Raw genomic sequence first — 20707 nt, forward strand, 5'->3', positions numbered from 1 at the left:
TGGGGGTAGGGGTTGGTTTGGTTCTAGATGGGAAGGAAACAGGCATACCAATGAAAGACAACCTTGATTGGATTCTAGGGGGGTGCCTTTGTATGCAGCCTGTGTCATGGAAGAGGAATCATGGGAATAAGGGTAGGGCCCTCTCTTACGTTAGATCCCGCTCGACCCCGTGGGGTTCACCCCGTCCCCCGAGCCAGCTGCTGGCAGGAGGTAGACGATGGTTGCGTCGGCTGGGTGTACAGAGTATACTGGTTCTCGTTTTGTCGGTATTCACCCTGGGAATCTTCCACATTCGTTCCCCCATAGTGCAACCTGTTACCTCCTGGCTTGTTGATTCCTTGCATAAGGATATGAACTTTATTGCTGTAAAGGCATGGTACCAGAAAAATATTGGTTCCATACCCTCCTTTTTACCTGTTTTTTCTGAAATAACGGGTAGGTCTGCGGAACCCAGGTCGGTTGTTACGCCCGCTTCATCAAGGACAGGGGTTCGGACGATTGCGAATAGGAGACCCTTTGTTAGTGTTTACTTACCAGCACGACAAAAAGTTAGTGTAACGCGCCCGGGTAAAGTGTTGTCGGTGGTCATGATTCCCCACGTCGGGTATCGGATGATGATTCAGCATGCCAATGATTGGGCCACCTGTCTGGAGGGCATACAAAACCCACATGTTAGGGTGCAGGATAAGGTTCGGGTAGGGCAGTCCCTAGGTGAGGGCGGTGAGGATGGCCATCTGGTGACACTTTCGGCATGGTACCAGGGTCGCCCAGTGGATTCTACGGGGTGGTTCTCCCTTGCCTAGGTACCCCTGGCCCTGGCAGGGAATTCGGGTTACTATACATCCCCTGCTGATGGCGATGATTGTTCTTTCTGTATGGACGGGTCATCATCTTGAGATAGCAACCCTAATGGTATTGTTGGTGGTTCACGAATTGGGGCATGTTACGGCGGCTTGGTCCTATGGTTGGAGGATTACCGCGCTTCATTTCCTTCCCTTTGGCGGGGTTGCTGAGGTGGATGATCATGGTTACACCCACTGGCAACAGGAAATCGTGGTAGCCCTGGCGGGTCCCTTTTATCATTTGCTACTGATAGCTATGGGTTTCGGTTTACAGACGGTACTCGAATCCATGGATTGGGGGTACAGGGACCCGGGGGGATTCAGTTTGTATTTTGTTTATTGTAATATTTTCCTAGCCTCATTCAATCTTTTGCCTGTTTATCCGTTGGATGGTGGTCGTATTGTACAGGCACTATTGAGCTTGTGCATGCCCTGGCGCCGGGCTTGGATTTGGACCCTTTGCATTAGTATGCTGGGCGTTTTTGTCCTTCTTGTTCTGGCTTTTTCGATACAGAGAACGGGGGTTGCTTGGCATTTTGTGGGTATTGCGGTTTTCTTGGGGTTGGCTAATTGGCGGGCTATACGCGACTCATACTATCGTCAATTACGTTTTTTGCTGTATCGCTTCGTGCACGGTCCCCCTCCCCGTGCAACCCCGGTGACGTTATGTCCCGATCCATCGGCCACGGTGGAGCAGGTATTACAGCTGTTATATCGTGAACGACATCATATGATTCTTATTCCCTCCACAAGGTATGGTACATTGGCGGTCATGGAGGCCTCCTTGCTGAAGTGGTACTTCAGAAATCGTAGTATGGCTTTTCCCTTGCGTGATTTGCTCCTCTCATGGTACACTCAGGGGAGATCTTGCTTTGTTCGGCGAGGGGTGAAGGGAAACAGGGAAAAGGAGGTCATTTGAGAGGTATGTATGCTATAGTAGAAACGGGTAGCAAGCAGTACAGGGTTGAAGAGGGCAGGTATATCGACGTCGAGAAGCTGCCGGTTGAAGTAGATCATGAGGTTCGTTTGGATCAGGTGGTGTTGTTGGCCCCATCGGGAGAACAATGCCAAGTAGGGGTTCCTTATGTAGAGAGTGCGTCTGTGGTTGCGAAGGTGGTGCACCATGGTCGTGGTAAGAAGGTTGTAGTGTTCAAACATAAGCCCAAGACCAATTACTACATGCGGAAGCAAGGACATCGCCAGGGATATACTCGTCTTATGGTCGAGCGTATTGAGATTGGGAAGGCTACTTAGGTTTCCCCGAGTATGATTAGGGTTGTCCTCTTTTTCGATGATACCCATCGTATGGTCAGGATCCGGCTACGGGGTCATGCTGGAGCGGCTCTTTATGGTCGTGATCCTGTTTGTGCTGGGGTATCGGCTGTGGTTTTGGGTATCGTTCATGCGGCTGATGAACTGCTGGGATGTTCCTTAGTGCATGGAAAGTCCATGCCGGGTGATTTGGATTGTCGTTTGCCCAAGGAGGGTTCGGTTGTTCCTGAGGTACAGGAGAGGATGGAGTTTTTGTTGGCCGTTATGGCTTCTATTTTGCGGGCCATATCCGCTGATCATCCCCAGTATGTGTCGGTTAAGACGGAAGGGAGCCGATCTTTAGATCGGGGAGAGGGGAGGTGCGATTGAGTGCGTATTGATTTGCAGTTTTTTGCTTCTAAAAAGGGTGTTGGATCTACTAAGAACGGTCGCGATAGTAGGGCGAAACGACTGGGATGCAAACGTGGTGATGGTCAGTGGGTCCACGCGGGTACGATTTTGGTTCGGCAGCGCGGTACGAAGATTCATCCAGGACAAAATGTGGGTCGCGGTGGTGACGATACGCTCTATGCATCTGTGACGGGTAAGGTACGCTTCGAGCGGTATGGAAAGCATCGTAGGCGTGTTTGTATTGAGCCCCAGGCTGGATAGGGGGTTCGCATTTGAGCCCCGTAAAAGCACGGTGGTTTCCGATGGCAGTTTTTTCTGCTGGGGTGACCACCGTTTTTGTGCGGGATTGGGGGGTCTGATTCTATTGGGTTCGTTGGTTTCATGGTTGTGGGTAGCAGGGATAGGGATCGTTTTGTTGGTAACATTGGGTTTTCTTGGGGTGTGGCGTTTGTTTCAGCGATGGCGGGAGGAACAAGTGGTCAGTGAGGCGGAAACTATTCAGAATCTTATCAATCATTGCAATCATGCTCTGTTGAATGATTTACAAGTTCTCTTGGGATATCACCAATTAGGAAAAGGAGATAAATTGGTAGGTCATTTGAAAAGTATGATGGACAGGGAACGACGGGACCAAGTTTTGATGAGATTTTCTTACCCACCGTTGGCCGTATTGTTACTCCATTTGGAGCGTGGTTTGTCCCTTACCCGCATTCAATTGGTCATCGATCCTTGGTTGCAAAGGCTTGCAGCCACGGATGGGCGACGAGTTTGGAAGGTATTGGAGGGATTACGGACAGATTTCTTGGTGATCGTTCCCCAGTGGCTTGTATTGCGACTGGGGAGAAGGGGCAGGTGTGTACGCATACATATCACCATCCGGGGGATGAACGATGTACAAGCCCTAAGGGATTGTGTAGTGCGATGGCGGCGTATGGTGCGATTCTACCGAGGCAGTTTGGTGTGGGAGGAGAAGGATCGGGTATTATGGTTTCTTATTCCGTTATCCGATGATACGGTAGTGCTATCATCAGATGATAAAATAAGGGGGAATGAGAGGGGTTGAAGAGGGGAAACGGATGCCGATATGAATTTTCTGCCAGTCCCTGTGAAATGTTGTACGTCATTGCAAGAACCCTGTCCCTTTCCCCTTTTCGTATATTCCACTGGCTTTTGCTTCTCCTTCCGAATTATGGTAAGTGAGGGCGAGGGAGCTTTGGTTTGGTTTTATATTTCATAAAATTGTGTATTTATTTGTTTTCAATTGTTATTTATGTTATTATATACATATCTGAACAATTGATAAGAACATACTTTTATGTTGATTTGTGACTTATAGTAGGGGGTGTGATGTTGCAATGGTTGATTTTTTCATTTATAAAAAATTTTTTAAAAAATTTAAATTTTCATTTCTTTTCCTTCTTACGTTTTCCGCGGTATTTTCGTTTCCGGATATAGGGAATGCGAACGCTGAGGTTGACATACAGAATTTTTCGAAGGAGGCGGTTCAGGAGATTGCGAAGAATGATAGCGGCAATAGTTTGGAGAAAAAATGGATTGAGGAAGCTGGTGGAATTATCTCTCCTACCCAATCGGGAGGAATAGGGGGTACCTTAAAGAGATTGGGGGAATGGCATCTTACAGGTTTAAAAGTTAGTATCAAATGGGGTCTTAAGTTCCTGTTAGCGGGCGTTTTGGGGGTGTAATAAAAAGCAAGCGGGTTGGGTGAACACGAGAATGGCACGAAAAGGGAGGGATTTTGCCGTACGGACATCTGGCCTTGCCAAGCGTAAAGGGTTAAGGAATACACCAAGGTTTCGTTCCCGTAAACGGAATCGGACTCTACTATGTTTCGGCGAGTTGCATGGGCGATGAAGGGGAGAACCCCGAATGGGGTTTGGCTCTCCAGAATCGGGGCTGGTAGGAACGGGGATTCTAAACCACCTCGCACTGCTGATGGAAAGGGCATCAATCAGTAGAGAACAACTTTATGGGTGAGGACTGTACGTGAAGGGGGGGCGAACGAGCTCCCTTCCATTTATGTCTATAAGTATCGCTTTACCCCCAAATTTTGTTTTATTGACGTGGATATTTCATAACAATGTTCATTTAAATAAAATAAACACATATTTTATTGAGGTAAACATAACAATCCAAAATCAGGATACTTCCCTGGTAAAGTCGCCAATACTCGCGTATGCCCACCATGGGACCGGGGGGAGCAACATTCTTGATATATGAATTCATATTGCATGTATAAAGAAACAAACTATATGAATAAAAACGGCAGGACATTATTTATAAAATATTTTAAAATTTATTAATAGATATTATATTAATAGATATTACATAGAGCAAAAGAGGCCGTGATTGGGATGGTAATCGCCTCCGTTGCTATTATGGGTACCAACACCATAAATATATTGTAGTAATTCAGGTTCAGAGAGAGTCTCTCTTCAGAAAAATACCCAAAAAATTCCCAGATAGCCCCCGGGGGGATCTATGCACGCGATCATGATTGCCATTCATGGGGTGTTGTGGCCCACATCTATATCTTTACTGGGGTATCGGTTGGATGAACCGGGACGCAAGGGGAAACTAGAAGATGATGGTCCTAGAGTCGGAGGGACAAGTTTATGGATGTGGGGGCTAACTATTACGAAAATAGGGATTGATTCTGCTTCATATTGCTACAAGAACGATGTGGTGGGTTGAAAATAAGGGGTGGAACCGTTCTTCAGTGATTCAATTTCGTGATTCCATCTTGTAGGTAGGGGGGTGATAGAAATGGTAAAGAAACAAGTGATGAAGTGGATGCCAATGTAAGATGTGGTTTGGAGGGATGTTGTGTTTATCGATGAGGTAGGCATTTACGTGTGCGGTGGTCGCGGTGGTCATGGGAAAGTCTCTCTTCGGGGTGGAAAATATTTTCCGGCTAGGGAAGGACCGGCCGGTGGTGACGGTGGTCGTGGTGGCGATGTCATCATGGTGGCAGATGCAAATTTACGGACATTGTTGGGTCTGCACCGTAGCAAGAGGTACCACGGTTCGGCCGGTGGGGAGGGTTGTTCCAAAGGACAGCACGGTTCTAATGGATCGCACGTTCGTATTCCTGTTCCTCCAGGTACATTGGCTCGTGACCGCAACACGGAGGAAATCGTAGCTGACCTCAAAAGACCTGGGGATTCTCGTGTAGTTGCGAAGGGCGGTCGCGGTGGTAGGGGAAACATGCGTTTTATCACGTCGGAGTGTCTCCTCCCCCGGATAGCAGAGCGTGGTGGATCTGGTGATGAACGATGGCTCAATTTAGAATTGCGTTTGCTAGCCGATGTAGGGTTAGTTGGTTTCCCCAATGCCGGGAAGTCGACTCTTCTAGGATCCATTTCGGCAGCTCGTCCTAAGATTGCCAACTATCCCTTTACTACGTTGAAGCCCCAGTTGGGGGTAGTTCCCATGGAGGGCGGAAATAGTTTTGTCGTGGCCGACCTACCCGGCCTATTGGAGGGTGCCCATAAAGGGAAGGGTTTGGGATATCAATTTCTGCGCCACATGGAACGCACTCGATTGCTGTTGTACGTCATTGATATGTCTGGGGTCGAGGGTAGAGATCCCTACCAAGATTATCAAATCCTGCAATCCGAGGTAAGGAGTTACTCGGAGGGGTTGGCTGCTCTTCCCCATCGTATAGCGGCCAACAAGATGGATGTTCCTGGGGCGGAGGAACGGTTGAGAATATTTCGGGAGAGGGTTTCCTCGCCCGTTCACGCTGTTTCTGCTTTCAACAAGGGGAATGTACGGGGGTTGGTCTACGATTTGTATGATACGATTTCCTCTCTCCCAGTACCTTCTTGGCTGGAGGAAGGGGAGGAAGGAGAGGAAGGAGAGGGGGTCTCCCCCCTGTCTTCCGATGGGTCGTAGTATATTACCTTCCGTCTAGTGGAACGCACTCGATTGTTGTTGTATGTCATGGGTATATGTCTGATGATCTTTGTCAGGATGATCAAATTCTGCAATCCGAGGTAAGGGGAGGCATTGAGATGCTCTTCCCCATCGTATAGCGGCCAACAAGATGGATGTTCTTGGGGCGGGGGAACGGTTGAGAATATTTCGGGAGAAGGTTCCCTCGCCCGTTCATGCTATTTCTGCTTTCCACGGGGGGAATGTATGAGGGTTGGTTTGCGATTGGTACGATAACAGATCGATAGGGCATCTATGAGTTTTCCGAGGGAGGCGAAGTATGGCTCTAGATCATGCCATTGTTGCTCGTGGGGGATGGCGTCGGATGATGTATGTCCTAATGGCGTTGGTTTGTATTGTCTATGCATCGATGATGATGATTTATCCTTTTCTTCCCTTGTATCTACAAACCATGGGTGTTACGGGTACGGAGAGATTGTCGGTATGGGTGGGTGTCATTGAGGCCGCCCCCTTTTTCTCTATGTTCCTTGTATCCCCCATTTGGGGGAGGTTTGCTGATCGTTTGGGTCACAAATGGATGATTGTTCGGGCCGCGGTGTGTGCTACGGTTGTAACCCTCCTGATGGCATGGGCGAGATCACCTTGGGAGTTGTTGGTGCTACGGTTGATTGAGGGAGCGTTTTGTAATTTTTTCCCCGCGGCTATAGCCATGGCAAGTTCTCTTGTTCCTTCATCTCGTTTGCAGTATGCATCGAGTATGTTGCAGACGGGGTTTATGGTGGGTCTTACAGCAGGGCCTTTGCTTGGTGGGTGGCTTGTGGACGTTTTCCAGGATCGGGATGCTTTCGCCAAATATCAGTATACTTTTTGGGTAGCTGCGATCATTTTGGCGGTGATTACTCTGGTTGCTGCGTTCGTTTTGCGTGGGCCGAAGGGGAGGATCAAAACGGAAACAGGGATCCGGGAAGGCCTTTTCACACAGGGTCTTCGGTTTCTCCGTCATCGTCCTCTAGGACAGTTGTTGGTGATTTCCTTTTCAGTTGCTGTTGCTAATTTTAGTTATATAGGTTTTCTATCTATTCTACTTCAGGAATTTACTACCTCGGAACGGGAGACGATATTTTGGGTTGGTATTCTGTGGTCTGCTATAGCCATCGCCACGGCTATTGCCTCCCCATTTGTAGGCATGATGGGTGGCCGCTGGGGCTCCTATAGGGTTCTCCGCATTTGTTTGATGGGTGCAGCCCTCTCCCTGATGACGTATGGAATAGCTTCGAGCAAGGAAATGTTAGCTATGATAAGCCTCCCCCTGGGGGCGTTTACAGCGGGCATTTACCCTTCTATCTATACTTTGTTGGCCAGGGCTGCTCCATCATCGGCGGAGATGGGGGCTGTCTATGGTTTTCAGTCTTCCTTTTCCTCTCTCGGCTATTTTGTGGGTCCCGTCCTATTGAGTGGGGTGGTTGCTATGGTCAGTGGGGCGAAAGGATTACGGGGAGTTTTCATTGTGGCTGGATTGCTTGCTTTGGGTATTTTTTTGTATATTGTGCGATCCCGTTCCTTCACCGTGGCGTACAAGGAGGAGGGATGATCCTATTCTGGTGTGGAATGGTGTCCTTACCCCATTTCCCTTCCCTGATTCCTCGGTTGTATGGGATCATTAAGGAGTGGATCATTTCCTATGAGGGGGATGGTATGCAGGGAGATGGACCTTTGCTCCATCCCATATTCGCATGCGCGTATCCCCTAAGGGAACAATGGAATGCCCAATGTCTACTTCTTTGATCCCTTGTCCATATACTGTATTTCCCGAAAGATATAGGGGTGGTATAGGTAGGTTAGACAATAAAATTCCACATAGGGGGGAGATTTCGGGGTGTTTGTAGATCAGTTGAGTATCTATGTGTGTGGTGGTCGTGGGGGCGATGGTCAGGTATCTTTTCGCCGTGAGAAATATGTCCCACGAGGGGGTCCATCGGGTGGCGATGGTGGTCGTGGGGGTGATGTCATTTTGGTTGTAAACCCTGGCTTACGAACCTTGTTGGATTTACATCGTACGAAGCAATATCATGGTTCCCGTGGCGAGAATGGTCGTTCTAAGGGGCAACATGGTGCCAACGGATCCCCTGTTCAGATTTTGGTTCCGCCTGGTACATTGGTCAAGGACCGCGATACGGGCGAGTTGATGGCTGATCTCAAAAAACCAGGGGATTTTTTTGTGGTGGCCAAAGGGGGGCGTGGAGGTCGAGGAAATAAGCGCTTTGTTACTCCGGTTCGTTCCGCACCCCGGATTGCCGAGCGTGGGGGCCGTGGTACTGGCCGATGGATTGATTTGGAATTGCGCTTATTGGCGGATGTGGGGTTGATTGGTTTTCCCAATGCAGGTAAATCGACTTTGTTAGGGTCTGTTTCGAAGGCCCGGCCCAAGGTTGCTAATTATCCTTTCACTACGCTTAAACCCCATTTGGGAATGGTTTTTGTGGATGATACGACTAGCTTTGTTATGGCCGATTTACCCGGTTTGTTGGAGGGGGCCCATAAAGGTGTGGGATTAGGGCACCAATTTCTGCGTCATATCGAACGAACCCGATTGTTATTGTATGTTATTGATATGGGGGGGGAGGAAGGTAGGGATCCATATCAAGACTATCAAATTTTGCGGACCGAGGTGAATGGTTATTCGGGGGAGTTAGCCACTCGTCCCCATCATGTTGTGGCTAACAAAATGGACCTTCCAGGGGCAAGGGAACGATTAGAGGAATTTCAAAAAAAGGTCTCTGTATCCGTTCATCCCATTTCAGCTATCCATAGGGAGAATGTAAAGGATCTTATCTATGATTTATCCAATCATGTTGCTTCCCTCCCTACCCCAACCTGGCCCAAGGAGGGGGAAGAGAACAGGGACGATTCCCCACCCCGTTTCCGCAGACAAAGGTCCGTATTTTTCATTGAGGAGGTAGATGGCGAGTATGTGGTGCATGGTGAGTCTGTAAGGGAGATTGCAGAGAGGATGAATTTTAACTATTATGATAGTGTTGTTTATTTTCTTCAATTTTTGAAAAGAATAGGGGTGAACAAGGCTTTGTTGCGCAAGGGCATAGGGGATGGCAATGTGGTTCGGATCGGGGAGTATGTGTTTACGTACGATATGCAGATGGACGGATTGGTCGTGGATTGAGTTTCGATTTTATATAGGGCCGAATTGTCATCATCTGCCCCGATGGTAAAACAAGGGGGATTTTATGGAAACCACCGTTGATTCTTGGTTATCCCATGGTTCTAGGTCCGCCCCGGGGATGGGATGCTGTGGCATTTATGAGTACTTGGGGTGGGGGGCATTGGCCTCATCATTTCGTGTGGGTGTGTGGAGCAGCGCCCCACAGATTTCCCACCCCGTGGGGGAGAACGCGGATACCGTTCTGATTGCGATCCATGATTCAATTGGGGGGCATGTCATCCAATAGTTCGGCCCCCCCCTTCCATCCACCACCCCAATACCTTGCCGGTTTCAGTTCTGAATTCTTGCAGATCCCCATGCTCTTCGCGTAGGCCCTGTCCCCGGGATTGGGGGATTCCAGAACCTCAATCTTCCCGAGGGGTATTTTCGGCAGAAAGAGGTCTTTCCCGAGGACACATCCGCAGATTTCTAAAGAAATGGGCTATATACCCTTGCTAATACGGTGCAGGGTCCTTGGTACGAACGGCTGTCCTGAGGCTAGGGTGGGCATCGGTAACGATCGAGGAAAGGAAACCAATGCTGTGGGCGAATATTTTTGAAAATAGGGTCCCAGGTACCCCACATTTTTGGAGGATCGTATCCAACATAAAGGAATCCCCTGGACACCATCCTATCTGCGTTCTATCACTAGATGGGTGTGAACAGCCCTCTTCCACCTATGTCTATAAGTGGTACTACTCAAAACTTTGTTTATTGATATTGCATGATAATATTTATATAAATAAAATATATTGTATTAGGAGTGTGTCTAGTACGATGTGTAAGCGGTGGGGGTTGTAAATGGCCCTTCGGATCTGGGTAGGTAGCCGGGCTTCCAACCATCTAACGCGCTACTGGTGTAGAAACCACTCCGGTGGTGAGCGGCTAGGGAAAAGGAGGGGCTATAGAATCCTTGTTCGGTGGGGATTAGAGAGCTCAACGGGAGTGAACCGTTTGGGGACGCATTGAAAGGGATCCGTTCATGTCAAAACCTGGGTGTGTTGTGATACGTCGGGAGAAATCACGGAGGACGACGACCTATCTACTGTCCTAGCGGCATGCGGTGTACAGGCAGAATGAACCCAATATGATTTTTTTCGTTTGGAAACCTGTTCGTTCGGACGTTTAGCGGCTGATCGTCACCAGGCCGTAAAAAGCCGGAGGAGATATCGAGGGGACCTGCCATGGAGGGCGGACTGGTTTGTAGTAGCTAGGAGGCCTTATAAGTGAGAAGGGGGCAAAGGGCCTAGCCTCACCGGACTGGTCCCGGAAAGATCAAGTGGAAAACAGGGAATTCTATCGGTCCTGCGTTTCACACAACCATCATAGTGGACATACGGTGTGTACCGTTGATCTTATGTGGGGTGAGGAGAAAAGGGCCGGGTTACGTGGGGGTGTTGGGTTTGTTTCTGTGACAGGCCCGGTTGAAATACCGGGTTTACCTGACGATGGAATCCCAGGGCTATTCCATAACCGAAGTAGGACCTAAACACCGATCTGGGGGTTGGGATGGGATGAGAGGGGCCGTATCAATAGGAGATCACTTGGTTCTGTAAGAGAGCTGGATGCTGAGATATCAAGCCCCACCCCCACTCGACGAATGGCGGGGAAGCTAAGAGGAACACCAGAGGACCCTATGTGGAACGTGTCAAAAAATCCATGAAGGGATCCCATGAAGAATTTACGCGTACGATCGGATGCAACCGGGTTTGGGGTAAATTATCCATGTGAGATATCATTGAGTGATCGGTATATCTATATAATAAATATTTTTATTTTTTTAATTAATTATATATAAAAATTAGACTTTATTTATTATTACATAGGTGATAGTATATAAACTATAGATGTATTTTATATAGATGCATTTTATTTTTTATTTATAAATTTTTATATGATAAAAAATTACCTAAAAAGCGAGGGGAGATGTGACATGAAAATTTGCAAACCGAGAAAAATTATTAGAAAAGTGTTTGTGGATATGATGGTTGGAAGCGCGATATTTTCATTCATTTTTATGTCTCCCTTGTCAGTTGGTTTATCGGCTGCTAATTCTCAGTCTCGATCATCCGCACAGACAACGGGTAAGGCGGCGAGCAAGACAGCGGATAGATCCCAATCATCCGCACAGACAACGGATAAGGCGACGAGCAAGACAGCGGATAAATCTCAATCATCTACACAGACAACGGACAAGTCAGCGGATGATAGATCTCAATCATCTACACAGACAACGGATAAGGCAGCGGATAGATCCCAATCATCTACACAGACAAAGGAAAAGACAGCGGATAGATCCCAATCATCTGCACAGACGGATACTTCCGGGGGGGCAACTTTAGATAAAATAATTCGTGGTTTTATGTCGGTTATGGCCCCGATATTGCCGAGGATGATTTCAGACACAATGGTCCAGATGACAAAGAAAAAATCAGCAGGAGACATATCGAAGGAAATCCAGGGTGCTACGGATGGTGTATTCAAGTCCTTAGGTGTCAGATGATAAAGGTTGGATTCATTTCCGTATGCTGAGTTGTATATTTTGCGTTGAAGGGTGTCTTTCTAGACCCTACTAAGATTTTGATGGTTACGAATTCAAATAGGCCCCAAAGGGCCTATTTTTTATGATGGTTTCTGAAGAAGGCCCAATTTTTTGTACAGGGTTCTCAGATAAAATAAAGGATCTCTACATGGGGGATGCGATCCTCTAAATATCATAGACAAAATTACTTAAAAATATTATAATATTTATTATATATTTATAAATTTATAACAAGGAAACCCATGAAGCCATCGAAATTCTGATCCTGTCTACTGGACATGGGGAGGGGATGTGCATTCTTTTTTACATTATTGATTGAAATATCCACAAAAAAAGGGGAGTTCGTTTCAAGAGTGTGTCCCATAAGCTGTACAAGCAACGAAGGTTGTACCTGTTTCTTTGGGGTCGTTGGATAGGTAGAAAAGTTTCCAACCCACCTAACGCTGCTGATATGAAAACACTCTGGTGGTTAGGGTTTGAGAAAAGGTGGGGGATTAGGGGGTTCAACAAAAGTGAACCGTTTGGGGACGTACCGAAGAGAATAGTTCATGTCAAAAATAATGTTCATAATCAATGGGATGAGTATATGTTTGCATATCATCCCTATTGTATTATGGTAGTCATATTATCTATCCATATACAAAGGTTCATATTCAGTGGAGAATAGGACGAGTGGAGTGTAAATTAATTCTATATAGGAAGGTTTATCGGGATCCGTCGTGGATAACAGGCGATCTTGAAAAAAAAATTTATTTTTTTCTATCTCCTCTGTTCCGTAGTTATTCGGTGTTGTGTTACAATATCTGGGAATCATCTGTCGTCTAGTTCACTTATATTTTTTTATATACGATAAGAAAGATGATACAACGAGGATAGATGCTTTTCTATTATTTATCACCAGGTTTTTAACCAACGAAATGTAGGTACCATTAGTTGATACATAATAATATGAACAAACTGTTTATTGTGAAATATTGTGCTGATCTACTGACCAAGGGGGTATTGGATGAAAAAGGAGGTATTATCAAATAACCTTACTGTATCGGGACCGAAGGGATGACAAATCCATCCAATACCGGACTCTTGATGAAGGAACCGGGCTATCCGACACGTCCTCTCTGTCCCCCTTTATCCATCTGTTGATGGTATCGGACAGCAACGTCGTATTGTCCACAGGTACCCGGGCCTTATGTTGTCCACTCTTGACCTGTTCAACGGTCTTTTATTTGAATTCCATAGACTGGGAATAATGAAATTTGATAGGATGTCCCTATGGAGAGGGTGTGCTCTACCAATTCGTGTGGATGATGAAGGGACACTTCAACTTAGGGTGTGTCCACTCTAAGTTGAATACAGTGAAATCGTCTGGTGGGTGGTAGGCTTCCAACCGCCTAGCGATGCTGGGATCAAGGGTTCTGATCGTGATAGGTTGGGGAAAAGTAGGGTTTGGCTAACTTTGTCGGGTGGGAATCGGGGCGGGAAGATTGGTGGATGGGGGTGAACCGTTGATGACACGCCGAAAATCGCGATTCGTGTCGAAAAAGCATGATGTGGGTATGCGATGTGGGAATGAACTGATGGGGATGAATGATCTACTGCCTCGGTGGCCCATGGGATGTGCAGGTGGGACGAATCCAATGTAATTTCCTGTGCGAAGCTTTTGGGGGGTGTGCGGATTCTTTGGCCGTCACCAGGCGAAAAAAGGACCAGAGATAACCGATCTTTTTCGTATAGGGTCGGATCGTGTGTTCTGCGGACCCTGTGTATAGGGACAATGAAGGGGAATTTCGACAAGAAGATGGAATCCCCCCGTCGGGATGGCGGGCCGATTCTAAGCCGCCTTACGCTGCTGGTATAAAGAGCATCGGTAGCTGGTGGATTCCAGGAAGGGGTAGGGAATGTTTGTCTGGTGTGGATTATAGGGACCAGTGGGAGCAGATCCTCATAAATCGAACGGAAAACGCTCATCTCCACGTGTCGAAACCCTGGTTGGTATCGAAGATGATGGGGGATTCGCCCGTTATGATATAGGCTCTGCATCAATCCTATATTTGGCAAAGCGGCATTCGGTGGCATGATTCCGGCGTTCGCGTACAACAGGGAAACCTATTATGGGGGCTGGGGGATGGTTTTTCCCAGCATGGGTCGGGGACTTGGGTTTGAATCTGAATATATCTGCTCCTACGTACACAATACTTAGAATCGTTTGTTCCGTGGGTTTGCTAGGAGCAGTTGATTTGGGTGATGGAGGTTTTCCACGGCAGGGGACTGTCGTATACAGTCCCAAGGAAGGTTGATTCGCGGGGATGATATGGGTTCCATCCCATCGGGTTCAGAAGCGATGGGGGAATGAATAGACTTGGAAAAGGATGTGTTCCTCTATATGGGAGAAGTATATCAGCAAATATCGGAAATAAAAACGGCCATTCGGAAAAAAACCGATTGTGTACCTGATGTAGCCCTTATCCTGGGTTCTGGATTGGGATCCCTTACCAAGATGGTGAAGGATGCTGTTGATATTCCTTATGGTGATCTACCCTATTTTCCCGATACCGGGGTTGTTGGCCATGAGGGTCGATTGTGGTTTGGAGAATTGGCGGGACGACAGGCAGCTATTTTGTCGGGTCGTTTCCATGCCTATGAGGGTCATCACCCTTCAGTCATCACCTTGCCCATTCGTGTTCTGCACCAATTGGGTGCACAGTGGTTGATCGTGACCAATGCCTCGGGGGGTATTTCCGAAAGTCTTCATCCTGGGCAATTGATGGTGATTACAGACCATATCAACAACATGGGTCGGAATCCCCTGGTGGGCCCCCATGATCCAGCCCTAGGTGAGCGTTTCCTGGATATGTCTGCCGCCTATGATATCGAACTCCGTGCGATAGCCCATAGGGTGGCAAGGGATCGTGGAATTGATCTCGGAGAGGGGGTATACATGGGTTGCCTGGGTCCTGTTTTCGAAACACCAGCTGAAATTCGGGTGTTCCAGAAAATGGGTGTGGATGCTGTGGGAATGTCCACCATCCCTGAGGTTATTGTTGCACGGCATGTTGGGATGCGTGTTTTGGGAATTTCCTGTATTTGTAACATGGCAGCTGGAACCTCCCCCCAGCCTTTGAATCATCTCGAGGTTCTGGAAATGGCCGAACGATCCCGTGATTCGTTTATCTCCTTGATCACCGGTGTTCTTGAACATGTGGGGAGTCATGAGGTTACGATGGTGTGACTATATATAATTTATTAAGAATAAGAATTGATCAATAAATTGATCTATTTATGATATCGATGTAAGAAAATGGTGACAGCAATGAACATCGCCTCGATTGTGTCATTTTTACCTTCCAATATCTGTATAAAAATTCTTAAAAAAGTTATTTTACTAAAAAGTTATTTATTAAGCAAAATTCGGATTCAGATAGGTGGTTTTGTTTCCGTACTAGCTTCATCTATGCATAAAGAGGGGTACATTATGAGTAAACCATTGGATATTGTTTCCTTACTGCGTCAGAAGAGAGATGGTAGATCTATTGATCCCGAAAGGCTGACATCCCTTGTGCAGAGTTATATGAGGGGGGATGTCGCGGATTATCATATGGCTGTTTTTGCTATGGCTGTTTATTATCGGGGCATGACGGTATCAGAATTAGCTGCTTTTACTCATGCCCTAGCTGACTCCGGGAAACGGGTAGACCTCTCTTCCCATTTTACCTCCCCAGTGGTAGACAAGCACAGTACAGGGGGGGTTGCTGATAGTACAACATTGATCCTAGCTCCTTTGGTAGCAGCGGCGGGTGTACCTGTAGGGAAACTCTCTGGGGCTGGTTTAGGGCATACTGGGGGAACGTTGGACAAATTGTCTGCGATCCCGGGGATGACAACATGTTTGTCTGTAGACCGTTTCATAGAACAGATACGGTCCATTCGGGTTGCCATTATGGGTGCCACAGAGGAAATAGCGCCGGCCGATCGTAGGTTGTATGCCCTACGGGATGTTACGGCAACGGTAGATTCCCTTCCTCTTATTGCCAGCTCTATTCTCAGTAAAAAACTTGCCCTCGGGGCTTCAGCCATTGTTTTAGATGTAAAGGTGGGTGCGGGAGCTTTTTTGCCGCAGGAGCGGGAGGCTGTACGTCTGGCGGAGATCATGGTGCAATTGGGTGCAGCCGTAGGCTGCCGTGTGGTTGCTTTGGTTACCGAAATGGGGCAGCCCTTGGGTTGTACGGTGGGTAATGCACTGGAGGTCCAGGAGGCCTTTACCGTGTTACAAGGAGGAGGGGGGGGATCCCACGATTTACGGGAACTTTCGCTTATTCTTGGGGGTTACATGGTTCACCTGGGGGGAAAGGCAGAAAGTCCAGAGGAAGGAAAGGATTTATTAGAGAATTTATTGCAAAAAGGGCATGCATTGGATCGGTGTAGGGCCTGGATACGTGCTCAAGGTGGGGATGAGAGGGTAGTTACCAACTTTTCTTTACTTTCCCAGGCTTCTTATAAAGAAACAATTTATTCCCCAAAGGAAGGCACCCTGGATAAATTGGATGCATTATCAATAGGAAGGGCGGCCATGGCACTAGGTGCGGGGAGACAGCACAAGAACGATCCGATCGATCTTGCAGCGGGTATTCGCCTCCATGTCCGTCGGGGGGAAAGGGTTGGGAAGGGCTCTCCCTTGTTGACACTATATGCTAACAAGGGGGATAAGCTGTCCTTGGCGAAGACTGGGTTGTTCGATGCTTTTGGGTGGTCCGAGGAGAAGGAATCGCCATCGTCCTCCTTCGTGGGACGAAATATTCTCCCCTCGCCTGCCCTTGTGAAGAAGGTAATCACATCCGTGTAGGGTTCCCCAATGTTGGGGATTTTGGGTGTTGAGAGCAAGGGTTCGGTTTTTTTCTGATTTCACGTTTTCCCTTGAGATGACAGGGTTTGTCCCATAAAGTGTTTTTGTTTCCTGCGTGCCAACCATAGGATACCTGAGGGATATTCCGGATATCCTATGGTTTTTTATTAGAATTCAATAGACATGATAGATATTAACCATAACGATAACCTTCCTCCCTGTGTATGGTATGCCATTGAGCGAGTAACCCACAGGCATGCTCTTATCCCATCGTGCGCAGACTAAGAACCATAGGTTGTACACAGTGCTCTATAGGGGGTACTTTTGTTTCTGTAGTCAAGAAGGAGGCTGTAACAGGGATGCGGCGATGGCATAGTGTGCACTTCATTTTGACAATGGTCCTTGTGAGCGGAATTATTGGAGGGGGGGGTATGGTACCGGTACCTAGGGCTACGGCGGCACCACCTCTTTCCCCCGCTACCCCTGTGGAACTGGCTATTCGATCTAAGGCGGCGGTATTGATGGATGCGGATAGTGGGACGGTTCTTTTTGAAAAGAATTCCCATCTCGCTTTGCCCCCTGCCTCGGTTACAAAGCTAATGCCCCTCCTATTGTTCATGGAAGCGGTCGACTCGGGAAAGCTGAACTTACAGGATCAGGTGACAGCTAGTGCTTATGCAGCTTCTATGGGTGGTTCACAGATATTCCTATCCCCGGGCGAAACCATGACGGTTCATGAGCTCCTACAGGCTACGGCTGTGGCCTCCGCTAATGATGCAACGGTTGCCTTAGCAGAGCATTTAGCGGGCACGGAGGCGCAGTTTGTTTCTCTCATGAACGAACGGGCACAGCAGTTGGGGCTGCGTGAAACAAGATTTGCTAATTGCACAGGGTTACCTGTCGATGATCATGTATTTTCCGCTCATGACATTGCGGTCCTCAGCCGTGAGTTACTGCGTCATTCAAAGATTACACAGTATACGGGTTTGGAGCAGGGTTACCTTCGTCAGGGAAGTGAGAAGCCCTTTTGGCTTGTCAATACCAATCGTCTAGTACGTTTTTATCCTGGTGTTGATGGATTGAAAACCGGTTTTACAGATCACTCGGGATTCTGTTTGTCGGCGACGGCAAAACGTGGTCCTTTACGTGTAATTGCAGTTGTGATGGGTGAGCCTAGTGCCAAGGTGCGTAATGCAGAGGTAGCTGAGATGTTGGATTATGCTTTCCGTACCTATACCCGTCGGGTACTCTATAGGAAGGGGGAACCGATTGCCAATTATCAGGTAGAGGATGGTGAGCCAGAACGGTTGGTCCTTCGGGCTCCTTATGAGGTTGGTGTGCTCCTCAAACGATCGGAAGGACAGCCTAAAATAACTACACGGGTCTCCTTGTCTGATTTAGGAGCGCCTCTGAAGGCGGGTCAAAAAATTGGTGAACTGTTGGTTGATGTGGGTGGTGTTCGTAGGACGAGTATTTTGCTACAAACACCAGTTGCCATTCAGTCCGCAGGTACGTGGGAAGGTATCAAGCGGTGGTTTCGTGATTTAGTGATCTCGGAGGATGAGGAGGAAGTGGAGAACAAGGAAACAGCCTAGGGGGTTTTGTTCGTGGGATTGGGGTGGTGGATCCCATGGTGTGGGGGTGCTCCGTTCCGCTGTTCATCCGATAAGACCGGGTAGGTGAGGTCAGTGGGAATGCAGATTCAATAATCCCCTAAAAAATGTGGCTTGGGGGGCAGGAATCAGTAGTTCCGATCACGAAGTTCCGAGTCTGGGCGTGGGGGTTCATGACCTTCGCCCGGATTTGGATCATGGTGGTCCCCTCTCCATTTGGATACTGTATAAGGGGGGATAGGAGGAGGGGGTTCCAGTGACCCTGCAATTGCAGGTGGTACCGGTACAGCGTGTTTTGGTAGTTCGTTTGTGTGGTGAATTGGATCATCACACGGGGAGACGCGTTCGTGAGGCCGTGGACGCTGCCCTTGATAGCGGACAGGTTGTTGATGTGGTGTTCAATTTGGCAGGGCTTTCGTTTATGGATAGTTCGGGTTTGGGTGTCCTACTGGGTCGTTATCGTCGCATTGCGGGGCATGGGGGTCGTCTTGTCTTTTGTTCGGTTTCGTCCTCGATTCTACGGTTGATGGAAATGGTAGGTTTATGTAAATTAGCTACACTGTACGATGATGAACAGAGTGCTGTGGCTTCGTGTGGGGTGGCATCATGAAACGTAATCGTATGGAAATGGAATTTACGAGTTGTTCAGAGAACGAGGCATTTGCAAGGATTGCCGTGGCTGCTTTTGTAGCTCAGCTCGACCCCACGCTGGAGGAATTGACAGATATAAAGACTGTGGTTTCCGAGGCGGTTACCAATGCGGTGATTCATGCCTATGGTGAGTGTTCTGAGGGTATGATGGTTCGTGTTTCTGTGGAGATAGAGGATACCCAGGTAGCTATTACGGTTACAGACCGGGGCGTGGGAATTGTAGATGTGGAGCAGGCCAGGCAACCTTTGTATACTTCTAGGCCAGAATGGGAGCGCGCGGGGATGGGGTTTTCCATTATGGAACATTTCATGGATCAGGTGAGGGTTCGTTCTACGCCCGGTCAAGGTACCGTAGTACATATGATAAAAAAGTTGCAGGCGAGTAGGAATGTAGCCGTTGTGAATTGAGGGATGTGGCATGATGCATGCGGATGTGCGCAACCGTCGCCATGATCATCTCACGGACGCGGAGGTGCGAAAGCTCATTGCAGAAAGCCAGCAGGGAAATCCGGAGTCACGTGACCGGCTGGTAAGTCACAATATTCGCTTGGTGTGGTCAGTGGTGCAACGTTTTCTCAACCGTGGATACGATTCGGATGATATTTTCCAAATTGGTTGCATTGGTCTTCTCAAGGCTGTGGATAAATTCAATCTTGCTTATGATGTTAAGTTCTCTACGTATGCGGTACCTATGATTTTGGGGGAGATTCAGCGCTTTTTGCGTGATGACGGCATCGTCAAGGTGAGCAGATCGCTGAAGGAAACGGCCCATCGTGTACGTAACGCCCGCGACGAGCTCGCCAAGGAACTGGATCGGGTTCCTACCCTTCAGGAAATTGCCAAGGCTATGAATGTGGAGCCGGAGGAAATCGTATTTGCGCAAGAGGCAAGTCGGGCCCCTTCCTCCATTTACGAGACTGTGTATGACAGTGACGGGGATCCGATCATCGTTATGGATCAAATTGCGGATAAAACGGGTGCTTTTTGGTTTGATAAACTGGCCCTGCAGGAGGCGATTGACCGTTGTTTGACGGAGCGGGAGCGATTGATTGTTTATCTGCGGTATTTTAAAGATCAAACGCAATTGGAGGTGGCTCGGAGATTGGGGGTTTCCCAAGTGCAGGTTTCGAGATTGGAGAAAAAAATTCTGTTGCGTATTCGGGAGGAGCTGGAACTACAGGTGGATGGATGAGAAATGGGGAAGAGAGTGGGTTGGGGTCCCTTTCCATGATTATTGCCGGATTTTTGTGGTGGGATGATTCGTGTGGAGATAGAGATGGGGGAAATGGATGAGGTGGTTTGTACCTTACTACTATTAGGGTTTTGTTTTACGAATACCCTTTCCCCATCCAGTGCTCTTCTATCTCAATCCGGTTTTTGGGGCAAGGATTCTGCTTTTTTACGGGGTTCTCCAGGATGTTGATT

Annotated in this window: 24 protein-coding genes; all 24 read left to right on the forward strand. The window is 47.9% G+C overall.

The window, feature by feature from the left end; genetic code table 11:
* The first annotated feature begins 17 nt into the window (after positions 1-17).
* The 24 genes from PPRES148_RS09610 to PPRES148_RS12065 all read left to right on the forward strand — a co-directional run bounded on the left by PPRES148_RS09610 (position 18) and on the right by PPRES148_RS12065 (position 20705).
* Positions 18-803, forward strand: a complete 786-nt coding sequence (locus PPRES148_RS09610) for a peptidoglycan DD-metalloendopeptidase family protein (RefSeq protein WP_149454434.1) — start codon at positions 18-20, stop codon at positions 801-803.
* Positions 796-1761, forward strand: coding sequence for a M50 family metallopeptidase (locus tag PPRES148_RS09615; RefSeq protein WP_149454435.1), 966 nt, complete (start codon positions 796-798; stop codon positions 1759-1761). Before PPRES148_RS09610 ends, PPRES148_RS09615 begins: the two co-directional genes overlap by 8 nt.
* Positions 1762-1766: 5 nt before the next feature.
* Positions 1767-2096 carry a 50S ribosomal protein L21 gene (rplU, locus tag PPRES148_RS09620; RefSeq protein WP_149454484.1) on the forward strand — a complete coding sequence of 110 codons (330 nt, stop codon included), beginning with the start codon at positions 1767-1769 and terminating at the stop codon, positions 2094-2096.
* Between the two features lie 12 nt (positions 2097-2108).
* The gene (locus tag PPRES148_RS09625; RefSeq protein ID WP_149454436.1) at positions 2109-2483 is read left to right on the forward strand and encodes a ribosomal-processing cysteine protease Prp; all 375 of its coding nucleotides are present in this window, start codon (positions 2109-2111) and stop codon (positions 2481-2483) included.
* Positions 2484-2765 (forward strand): 50S ribosomal protein L27, encoded by a 282-nt coding sequence (gene rpmA / locus PPRES148_RS09630; RefSeq protein WP_149454437.1) that lies wholly within the window; start codon positions 2484-2486, stop codon positions 2763-2765.
* 103 nt (positions 2766-2868) lie between these two features.
* Positions 2869-3567 carry a Spo0B domain-containing protein gene (locus PPRES148_RS09635; RefSeq protein ID WP_223128036.1) on the forward strand — a complete coding sequence of 233 codons (699 nt, stop codon included), beginning with the start codon at positions 2869-2871 and terminating at the stop codon, positions 3565-3567.
* 292 nt (positions 3568-3859) lie between these two features.
* A complete protein-coding gene (locus tag PPRES148_RS09640; protein WP_149454439.1) occupies positions 3860-4207 on the forward strand; it encodes a hypothetical protein in 348 nt (115 codons plus the stop codon).
* A gap of 796 nt (positions 4208-5003) precedes the next feature.
* Entirely contained in the window at positions 5004-5216 is a 213-nt protein-coding gene (locus tag PPRES148_RS09645; protein ID WP_149454440.1) for a hypothetical protein, read from the forward strand.
* A gap of 132 nt (positions 5217-5348) precedes the next feature.
* The gene (gene obgE / locus PPRES148_RS09650; protein ID WP_187820954.1) at positions 5349-6419 is read left to right on the forward strand and encodes a GTPase ObgE; all 1071 of its coding nucleotides are present in this window, start codon (positions 5349-5351) and stop codon (positions 6417-6419) included.
* Positions 6420-6738: 319 nt separating this feature from the next.
* Complete coding sequence (locus PPRES148_RS09655; protein ID WP_149454442.1) at positions 6739-8010, forward strand: MFS transporter; 1272 nt, start codon at positions 6739-6741, stop codon at positions 8008-8010.
* Positions 8007-8204, forward strand: a complete 198-nt coding sequence (locus tag PPRES148_RS09660; protein WP_149454443.1) for a hypothetical protein — start codon at positions 8007-8009, stop codon at positions 8202-8204. The genes PPRES148_RS09655 and PPRES148_RS09660 overlap by 4 nt, the downstream gene beginning before the upstream one ends.
* Positions 8205-8295: 91 nt before the next feature.
* Positions 8296-9597: a GTPase ObgE gene (obgE, locus tag PPRES148_RS09665; RefSeq protein ID WP_149454444.1), complete on the forward strand. Its 1302-nt coding sequence runs from the start codon at positions 8296-8298 to the stop codon at positions 9595-9597.
* A gap of 64 nt (positions 9598-9661) precedes the next feature.
* On the forward strand, positions 9662-9883 hold the full coding sequence (locus tag PPRES148_RS09670) for a hypothetical protein (RefSeq protein ID WP_149454445.1): 222 nt from the start codon (positions 9662-9664) through the stop codon (positions 9881-9883).
* A gap of 1257 nt (positions 9884-11140) precedes the next feature.
* Positions 11141-11299 carry a hypothetical protein gene (locus PPRES148_RS12050; RefSeq protein WP_187820956.1) on the forward strand — a complete coding sequence of 53 codons (159 nt, stop codon included), beginning with the start codon at positions 11141-11143 and terminating at the stop codon, positions 11297-11299.
* A gap of 270 nt (positions 11300-11569) precedes the next feature.
* Positions 11570-12139, forward strand: a complete 570-nt coding sequence (locus PPRES148_RS09675) for a hypothetical protein (RefSeq protein ID WP_149454446.1) — start codon at positions 11570-11572, stop codon at positions 12137-12139.
* Positions 12140-13686: 1547 nt separating this feature from the next.
* Positions 13687-13821, forward strand: coding sequence for a hypothetical protein (locus PPRES148_RS13105; RefSeq protein ID WP_281290007.1), 135 nt, complete (start codon positions 13687-13689; stop codon positions 13819-13821).
* 100 nt (positions 13822-13921) lie between these two features.
* Positions 13922-14209: a hypothetical protein gene (locus PPRES148_RS09680; protein ID WP_149454447.1), complete on the forward strand. Its 288-nt coding sequence runs from the start codon at positions 13922-13924 to the stop codon at positions 14207-14209.
* A 328-nt stretch (positions 14210-14537) separates the two neighbouring features.
* Positions 14538-15407 (forward strand): purine-nucleoside phosphorylase, encoded by an 870-nt coding sequence (locus tag PPRES148_RS09685; protein ID WP_342779854.1) that lies wholly within the window; start codon positions 14538-14540, stop codon positions 15405-15407.
* A gap of 243 nt (positions 15408-15650) precedes the next feature.
* Positions 15651-17018 carry a thymidine phosphorylase gene (locus PPRES148_RS09690; RefSeq protein WP_187820960.1) on the forward strand — a complete coding sequence of 456 codons (1368 nt, stop codon included), beginning with the start codon at positions 15651-15653 and terminating at the stop codon, positions 17016-17018.
* Between the two features lie 359 nt (positions 17019-17377).
* The gene (locus PPRES148_RS09695; RefSeq protein WP_149454449.1) at positions 17378-18613 is read left to right on the forward strand and encodes a D-alanyl-D-alanine carboxypeptidase family protein; all 1236 of its coding nucleotides are present in this window, start codon (positions 17378-17380) and stop codon (positions 18611-18613) included.
* A 274-nt stretch (positions 18614-18887) separates the two neighbouring features.
* Positions 18888-19241 carry an STAS domain-containing protein gene (locus PPRES148_RS09700; RefSeq protein WP_149454450.1) on the forward strand — a complete coding sequence of 118 codons (354 nt, stop codon included), beginning with the start codon at positions 18888-18890 and terminating at the stop codon, positions 19239-19241.
* Entirely contained in the window at positions 19238-19690 is a 453-nt protein-coding gene (spoIIAB, locus tag PPRES148_RS09705; protein ID WP_149454451.1) for an anti-sigma F factor, read from the forward strand. The genes PPRES148_RS09700 and spoIIAB overlap by 4 nt, the downstream gene beginning before the upstream one ends.
* 13 nt (positions 19691-19703) lie before the next feature.
* Entirely contained in the window at positions 19704-20474 is a 771-nt protein-coding gene (gene sigF, locus PPRES148_RS09710; protein ID WP_149454486.1) for an RNA polymerase sporulation sigma factor SigF, read from the forward strand.
* Positions 20475-20537: 63 nt separating this feature from the next.
* Positions 20538-20705: a hypothetical protein gene (locus PPRES148_RS12065; RefSeq protein WP_223128037.1), complete on the forward strand. Its 168-nt coding sequence runs from the start codon at positions 20538-20540 to the stop codon at positions 20703-20705.
* Positions 20706-20707 lie beyond the last annotated feature (2 nt).

The sequence above is a fragment of the Pasteuria penetrans genome (assembly GCF_900538055.1).
In the GTDB taxonomy this organism is placed as follows: Bacteria; Bacillota; Bacilli; order Thermoactinomycetales; family Thermoactinomycetaceae; genus Pasteuria; species Pasteuria penetrans.